Origin of the sequence: Mesorhizobium sp. M7A.F.Ca.US.006.04.2.1 (genome assembly GCF_004022915.1) — a bacterium.
Lineage (GTDB): Bacteria > Pseudomonadota > Alphaproteobacteria > Rhizobiales > Rhizobiaceae > Mesorhizobium > Mesorhizobium ciceri.
On the sequence record NZ_RZQA01000340.1, the window covers coordinates 1 to 6,194 of the forward strand.

The following is a 6,194-nucleotide window of genomic DNA, read 5'->3' on the forward strand; positions in this document are numbered from 1 at the left end:
CTATCAGGACCATAAAGGCATGACCCCCTCGCCTCCCTTTCTCGGCTTTCCCGACCGTCTTGCAGATAGCCACGTCCCTCGTGCGGTAATCTTCGGGGCCGGTCACGGCAGCACCTATCCCGGCAGGGACAGCAGCGGCTATGCCTTGGCCGCCAACGCCATCCGTGCTGCCAGCCAGGACGATGCCGCATTCGTCGAGCACTGGGATTTCGATCTTGGCGGCCCGCTGTTCGACGGCAAGCCGGCCTCTTGCATCGACGCCGGCGATATCTTGACCACCATGCATGACAATGCCGGCAACCGGGCCAGGATCGAGGCAAAAACGCGCGAGATCCTGACGTTGCCGGCTGTGCCGATCCTGATCGGCGGCGACTGTTCCATGACCATTCCCTTCCTCGCCGGCTTTGCAGAGCACGGGCCGGTCTGGGTCCTGCAGGTCGACGCCCATATAGACTGGCGCGACGAGGTTCATGGCGAACGCCACGGCTATTCGAGCCCGATGCGCAGGGCAAGCGAGATGCCGCATGTCGCCGGCATGGTGCAGGTCGGTCTGCGCAGCGTCGGCAGCGCGCGCATCGCCGAAATCGAAGCAGCCCGGCGCTATGGCAGCCGCTTCGTGACCGCCCGCGAGGTTCATGCCCAGGGCGTCGAAGCCGCGCTCCGGCATATTCCGAAAGCCGCGCGGGTCGTCGTCACCCTCGACTGCGACAGCCTTGATCCAAGCATCATGCCGGGCGTGGCGGCGCGTACACCCGGCGGCCTCACCTACACGCAGGTAATCGACCTGATCGCCGGCCTCGGCAAACGGGCCAGGATCGCAGGATTCGACCTTGTCGAGTTCTATCCTCCGGCCGATATTGACGGCCTGTCAGCGCGGACCGCCGCGCGCCTTCTCGTCAATGTGGTCGGCACCGTCGTCCGGCAGGTTTGATGTCAAAATCCCGCTCTTCGCCGCAGAGCGGCCCAAAAGCGCGTGAGCGAGCTTGCGGTTGAAATGCCCTTTTTGGCACCTGGGTATTCGATCCTGCCTCGTCCGACCGGCTCGTCGCTCCAGACCAGGTTGAAAGCAATGCCCTTGAGCCCAAGCTCCCCGATCCGGCGTACGATCGTCTCCTGCAGATAAATATCGGATATTCGCACCCCGTCGGCACGCTCGGGCAGCTTGAATATCTCGGTACCGCCGATTGCGTCCGCTCGAAGGACGAGGCTTTCGATCACCATGATGCCGCCATCGTCAAAGCGAACGATCTTTGAACGTTCCTCGTCCAGCGCATCGATCACGGTGGTGACATTGAAGAGCGATATTGGCTCGTCAGCAGGAAGCGGCAGGAATTCACCGTACGGTTCGAGGGTTGGCCGAAGCAATTTCGACGCCCTCGCCCGCAGGATGAGCACATGCTCGCCAAGCCATGGAAAATCTGAATATTGCCGGAGCGTACCGTCGTCGTGTTCGCGCAGGATCTCCATCCTGGGCGGATGCCATTGTGTCTGCTTCCGGCCGCAGAGCGTCGAAAACAGCTGGTAGTCGTCCGCCTGCCGAGGAAGGACCCATTCCTGTCCTTCGATCACGCTCAGGACATAGATGTTCATCCGGTCCCCCGCACATCATCGCCTTGGTAGGTTCGGCCTGCTGCGCTGCTCTTCGCGCGCGTTCTCACCGCTGGTCCGCGACGGCCATTTGCGGCACCGGCGGCAATTCGGGTGCATCCATCCCTTTGAAAGGGTCACGCCAGGCGTCGATGTCTTCAAGTCGACGGTACCAGCGGCTGACAGAGGGATAGTCGTCGAGCGGCAGTCTGGCGGCGTCGTTGAACGGTAGGAAGGTCGCCATTCGAAAATCGGCATAGGAAACCGAATTGCCGACCAGCCACTGCCGCTCGGCAAGCACGGCGTCGAGTATTGCCGCAGCCGTATGGAATTGGTTCAGGCCCTCCTCCACCCGCTTCTGATCGATCGGGCCGATGCCGTACCGCTGTTTCGTCCCACGTTCGAAATGCACCGTGTCGCAAGCGAGTGCGAAGTGCTCTTTGCCCCAGCTGAGCCACCGGATCATCTCGGGTTCGTCATCGCCGGTACGCCAGAAATCCGAATGCGCGTGGCGCGACAGCCTGCAGGCTATGGCGTCTGCCTCCCAGAGGCTCTTTCCCTCATCATCCACAAGGATGGGCAGTGAGAGGTTGGGATTTAACCGGCGAAATTTCTCCATTTGCCCGGCAGCGAATGGCGAGGCGAATTCGAAGTCCAGTTTCGTTTCGAGATAGCGTGCGACCGCGACCGCCAATCGAGGATTGGGATTGCGGCTGAAGTACAGCTTCATTGGGCACCGACGATCTGGGCGACCACGCAATAGTCGATCATGAGCAGCCTCTATGCAGCTTCGAAGTCAGCCCAAGCGCCCATGTATCCCAATGGATTGGGCTCGCCTTTCATCATCGTTTTTCGCCAAGCTTCCTGCTCGGCATTCATCAGAGCCAATTCCCGAACACAGGCAATAACAGGTCTCTTAACCGTGTCCATCGGTTCGGTTGCGGAATACAGCTTCCGATAGATGTGCTGACAAAGCACCGAACCCTGTATCCACCAGTGAGCTAAGATGGACACACCGAGCTCACCAGGATGAATGATCACAAAGCCCATGCCATTCTCGTCACCCTCGTCCGCCACACGCGGCAGAACCTCCTGTCGCACGAATGACTGCGCCAGAGTCGCCATGGGTTCGTCGATCTTTTTGTTGTCTGCGACGAGACCATAGACTTTGAGCTTGAGACCACCAATGTCCCATTGGCCCAAATTTGAAACACCACGTGGATGGTAGATCTCGATCGTTTCAGAATTCACTGAGCGCACTCCAATTGGCTATTGGCAGCAGACGTACCTGATAGCTCATCACGCGACTTGCACCCGGCGCGATCAGCATCAGGCCTGGTTTGTCGACAAAATCACCATCGAAATCCACCGGGCTTGCAAGGCCGTGCCAGGGTTCGATGCACAGGAACGGCGCGCCGCCCGGCTTTGACCAGACGCCCAACTCCCGAACCCCTTGCCAGGACATCTCGATCGCCGGGCCACGCTCGGCGGCATAACGCACGCTGGAGCTTGCGGGCTGGTCCATGATCACCGCGTCCTCGTCGAACAACCGCTCGGAGAGCGGGAGTATGTTGCCTTCGACAGGCGTCGGCTGTGGCGTTTTCAGCAGCAGTCCGTCCTTAAGGCGGCGGATCGGCGCCGGCTCATCATCGGCAAAGATCAGCCGGTAGTCCGTCTTGGCCTGATCCGGCTGCAAGGGCCAATTGAATGCCGGGTGCGCCCCGATCGATGCCGGCAGGAGCTCATCACCAGTGTTGGTGATGTCGAAAGTCACATCAAGCTGCTGGCGGACCAGCGTGTAGGTCACTTCAAGCCGAAAGGCGAACGGATAGCGCGCCCGGGTGTCGACATCGTCGGTGAGCACCAGCGTGCAGGATCGCGGCCCCTTCCGCGCCCAGGCAAACGGCTTGTCGCGCGCGAACCCGTGCTGCGTCATTGGATCGGTCCGGCCGCGATGGCGCAGATGATCGCCCGCCAGCCGCCCTACGATCGGGAACAGCACCGGCGAGTGACGCCGCCATTCCGGCCCCGCCTGCCACAGGAATTCGAATCCGTGCGCATCTTGCAGCGAAATCAGTTCGGCGCCCTGCGCAACGATGGTCGCCGAGATACCGTCGCCATGAAGCGTTTGGCTGTCCTGTGCCACATTTCCTCGCGGGTTGTTGTTGAAGGCCGGCGCGGTGGGCAGACTAGCAAAAGCGCTTCGGGACTCAAGGTGCAGCCTGGTTCTGCAGGAACGAATTGTGGCCGGAGGATCTCCCTCCGGCCACCTCTCCGCATCAAGAGCAATAACCCTCGCTCTTGCCCACAGCGGATAGTCGTTATTCGCGTTCGCCGGTGAAATTCAGCAGCAGCTGGAAGATGTTGATGAAGTTCAGATAGAGCGAGAAGGCGCCGAAGACGGCAAGTTTCTGGCGCGATTCCGCGTCGAAATTCTCGGCATACTGTTCCTTGATCGTCTGCGTGTCCCAGGCGGTCAGGCCGATGAACACGGCGATGCCGATCACCGAGATGGCGAACTGCAGCGCGGTCGAGCCGAGGAAGATGTTGACGATGCTGGCGATCACCACGCCGATCAGGCCCATGATCAGGAACGACGAGAACTGGGTCAGGTCGCGCTTTGTCGTGTAGCCGTACAGGCTGGTGGCGCCGAACATGGTGGCTGCGATGAAGAAGGTGCGCGCGATGCTGGTTCCGGTGAACACCAGGAACACGGAGGCGAGCGAGAGGCCCATGACCGCGCAGAAGGCCCAGAACATCGCCTGGGCACTCGCCGCGGACATGGTCTGCATCTTGAACGAGAACAGCATGACGAAGGCGAGCGGTGCCAGCATCACCACCCATTTCAGCGGGCTGGAGAAGATCGGCACGTAGAGCGCCGGCGTCGACGAGATCATGAAGGCGACGAGGCCGGTGACCACCAGGCCGACACCCATGTAGTTGTAGACGCGCAGCATATGCTGGCGCAGGCCCTCGTCGAAGACGGCTCCGGTTTGGGCGCCGGCGCCGACGCGATATCCCAGATTGGGGGTGTTCATTTGCGTTCTCCTTTGTGGATCGATCAGTAGAGCGTCTTGGCGAGCGTCTCTGCGGCGCGGTCGAGGTCGTGGACCTCGCTTCGTCCGACCACCGCATAAGCCACATCGCCGATCTGGAAATAGGCCGATGAAATGTCGCCCGAGGGCGCGATCGTCGGCTTGACAACGTCGAAGGTTCCAGGCCGGATCGCAAACAGCGACACCAGCCCCATGTCTTTCGTCTCGACCGCCATCTCGACGCTCGGACCAAAGCGGGACGGATAGATCTGCACGTCGCGGACCTTCCAATCCTTGGGCAGCGACGGCATGACGATGGCGGTCGCGGCGCGAATCTCGCCGGCGTTGTAATTGGGCGCCTCGGGCTGCGACGGCATGCTCTCGCGCACCAGCGTGGTCCTGTGGGCCCGCACTGCGTCGTCGACATAGGCGGGCGGCTGCGGCGAGGCGACGACCTTGGTCACCGACATCGGCCCGATGATACCGTTCGCCAGCCACCCGGCGGCGACGAAGACAGCAACCACCGCGGCGCGCTGCAGCACACCGAAGATGCGGCCGCGGGCAAGCCCCCTCTCCAGCCGCCGCGCGGCATCGGCGGTCGCGGGCCGTGCCATGCCTTTGGAGCCGGCAAGCGCCACGCGCAGTTCATCGCGGGTCCTGAGATCCGACATCACGCGCGCCGCCGCCTCCGGGCGAGCGGACAAGAATGCCTCCACCTCGATGCGGCGGGTGACGTCGATCTGGTCGTCGACATAGGCGTCGAGGTCGATATCCGTCACGGGATCGACAGTTGCGGTCATGAAGGGCCTCCAACGATCCTGAGGTGGTTTTTTGCCTTCGCCGGCTCCTCCATCTCGCGCAGTGCGGCGCGCGCCCTGCCGATGCGCGACATCAGCGTGCCGAGCGGCACGCCGCTGGCATCGGCGGCCTGCTGGTAGGAGAGGCCTTCGATAGCGACGAGGTGCAGCGCTGAACGCTGTTCTTCCGGCAGGCTGAAAAAAGCCTGGCGCACCTGCGCCAGGCGCACCGAATGTTCCTGTGGTGCCGGCGTGCTGCCGTCGGCCAGGTATCCAGCCTGTTCGACGCGCGACGCCTCGGACTTGCGGGCCCGCATCCTGTCGATGAAGGTGTTGTGGACGATCGACAGCAGCCACGCGCGCAGGTTTCCGCCGGAGCGGAAGGTGCTGCGCCGCTCATAAGCGCGCACCAGCGCGTCATGGACAAGGTCCTCGGCGTCGGTGCTGTCGCGCGTCAGCGAGCGCGCATAGCGGCGCAGCGAACCGAGCTGTCCTATGATGTCAAAGCGTGGCATCGGCGGTTTCATGTCCTGTTTACGGAGCATGTGGGGATTTTAATCCCTGCCCTGCCAATTTTTCCTTTGGAGGACATCGTTCGAATGCAACGATTGTTGCCGGCATCAATCTTATCATCGGCATCGCCACGATGTGCCATGCCCGGTGGATCGTGCCTACTTCACACGCCTCTTCTCCAGCTTCCGCGCCAGCGTCCGGCGGTGCATGCCCAGCCGTCGTGCCGTCTCGGAAATGTTGAAGTCGGCCTCCACCAGCGTCT

Annotated in this window: 9 protein-coding genes; 1 reads left to right on the forward strand and 8 read right to left on the reverse strand. The window is 62.0% G+C overall.

Annotated features, from left to right (window positions below; all coding sequences use genetic code 11):
* The first annotated feature begins 19 nt into the window (after positions 1-19).
* Positions 20-931 (forward strand): agmatinase, encoded by a 912-nt coding sequence (locus EN925_RS18670; protein ID WP_127368598.1) that lies wholly within the window; start codon positions 20-22, stop codon positions 929-931.
* A 2-nt stretch (positions 932-933) separates the two neighbouring features.
* Here the strand turns inward: EN925_RS18670 and EN925_RS18675 are convergent, their stop codons facing one another.
* The 8 genes from EN925_RS18675 to EN925_RS18710 all read right to left on the reverse strand — a co-directional run.
* Positions 934-1,590 carry a DUF1629 domain-containing protein gene (locus EN925_RS18675; RefSeq protein WP_127368597.1) on the reverse strand — a complete coding sequence of 219 codons (657 nt, stop codon included), beginning with the start codon at positions 1,588-1,590 and terminating at the stop codon, positions 934-936.
* Positions 1,591-1,654: 64 nt separating this feature from the next.
* A complete protein-coding gene (locus tag EN925_RS18680) occupies positions 1,655-2,317 on the reverse strand; it encodes a glutathione S-transferase family protein (protein WP_024505208.1) in 663 nt (220 codons plus the stop codon).
* Positions 2,318-2,367: 50 nt separating this feature from the next.
* Entirely contained in the window at positions 2,368-2,838 is a 471-nt protein-coding gene (locus EN925_RS18685; protein ID WP_127368596.1) for a hypothetical protein, read from the reverse strand.
* Positions 2,828-3,733, reverse strand: coding sequence for an aldose 1-epimerase family protein (locus tag EN925_RS18690; protein WP_128336795.1), 906 nt, complete (start codon positions 3,731-3,733; stop codon positions 2,828-2,830). The genes EN925_RS18685 and EN925_RS18690 overlap by 11 nt, the downstream gene beginning before the upstream one ends.
* A gap of 175 nt (positions 3,734-3,908) precedes the next feature.
* Positions 3,909-4,625 (reverse strand): Bax inhibitor-1/YccA family protein, encoded by a 717-nt coding sequence (locus EN925_RS18695; RefSeq protein WP_027163483.1) that lies wholly within the window; start codon positions 4,623-4,625, stop codon positions 3,909-3,911.
* 23 nt (positions 4,626-4,648) lie between these two features.
* Positions 4,649-5,422: an anti-sigma factor gene (locus tag EN925_RS18700; protein WP_013531511.1), complete on the reverse strand. Its 774-nt coding sequence runs from the start codon at positions 5,420-5,422 to the stop codon at positions 4,649-4,651.
* Positions 5,419-5,934, reverse strand: coding sequence for a sigma-70 family RNA polymerase sigma factor (locus EN925_RS18705; protein ID WP_174299063.1), 516 nt, complete (start codon positions 5,932-5,934; stop codon positions 5,419-5,421). Before EN925_RS18705 ends, EN925_RS18700 begins: the two co-directional genes overlap by 4 nt.
* Positions 5,935-6,090: 156 nt before the next feature.
* On the reverse strand, positions 6,091-6,194 hold a 104-nt coding region (locus tag EN925_RS18710), incomplete at its 5' end, for a helix-turn-helix domain-containing protein (RefSeq protein WP_206632849.1).

Bases quoted from the DNA above. Each gene is read 5' to 3' on its own strand.
- EN925_RS18670 (WP_127368598.1), top strand. From the start codon at position 20: ATGACCCCCTCGCCTCCCTTTCTCGGCTTTCCCGACCGTCTTGCAGAT.
- EN925_RS18675 (WP_127368597.1), bottom strand. From the start codon at position 1,590: ATGAACATCTATGTCCTGAGCGTGATCGAAGGACAGGAATGGGTCCTT.
- EN925_RS18680 (WP_024505208.1), bottom strand. From the start codon at position 2,317: ATGAAGCTGTACTTCAGCCGCAATCCCAATCCTCGATTGGCGGTCGCG.
- EN925_RS18695 (WP_027163483.1), bottom strand. From the start codon at position 4,625: ATGAACACCCCCAATCTGGGATATCGCGTCGGCGCCGGCGCCCAAACC.
- EN925_RS18700 (WP_013531511.1), bottom strand. From the start codon at position 5,422: ATGACCGCAACTGTCGATCCCGTGACGGATATCGACCTCGACGCCTAT.
- EN925_RS18705 (WP_174299063.1), bottom strand. From the start codon at position 5,934: ATGCCACGCTTTGACATCATAGGACAGCTCGGTTCGCTGCGCCGCTAT.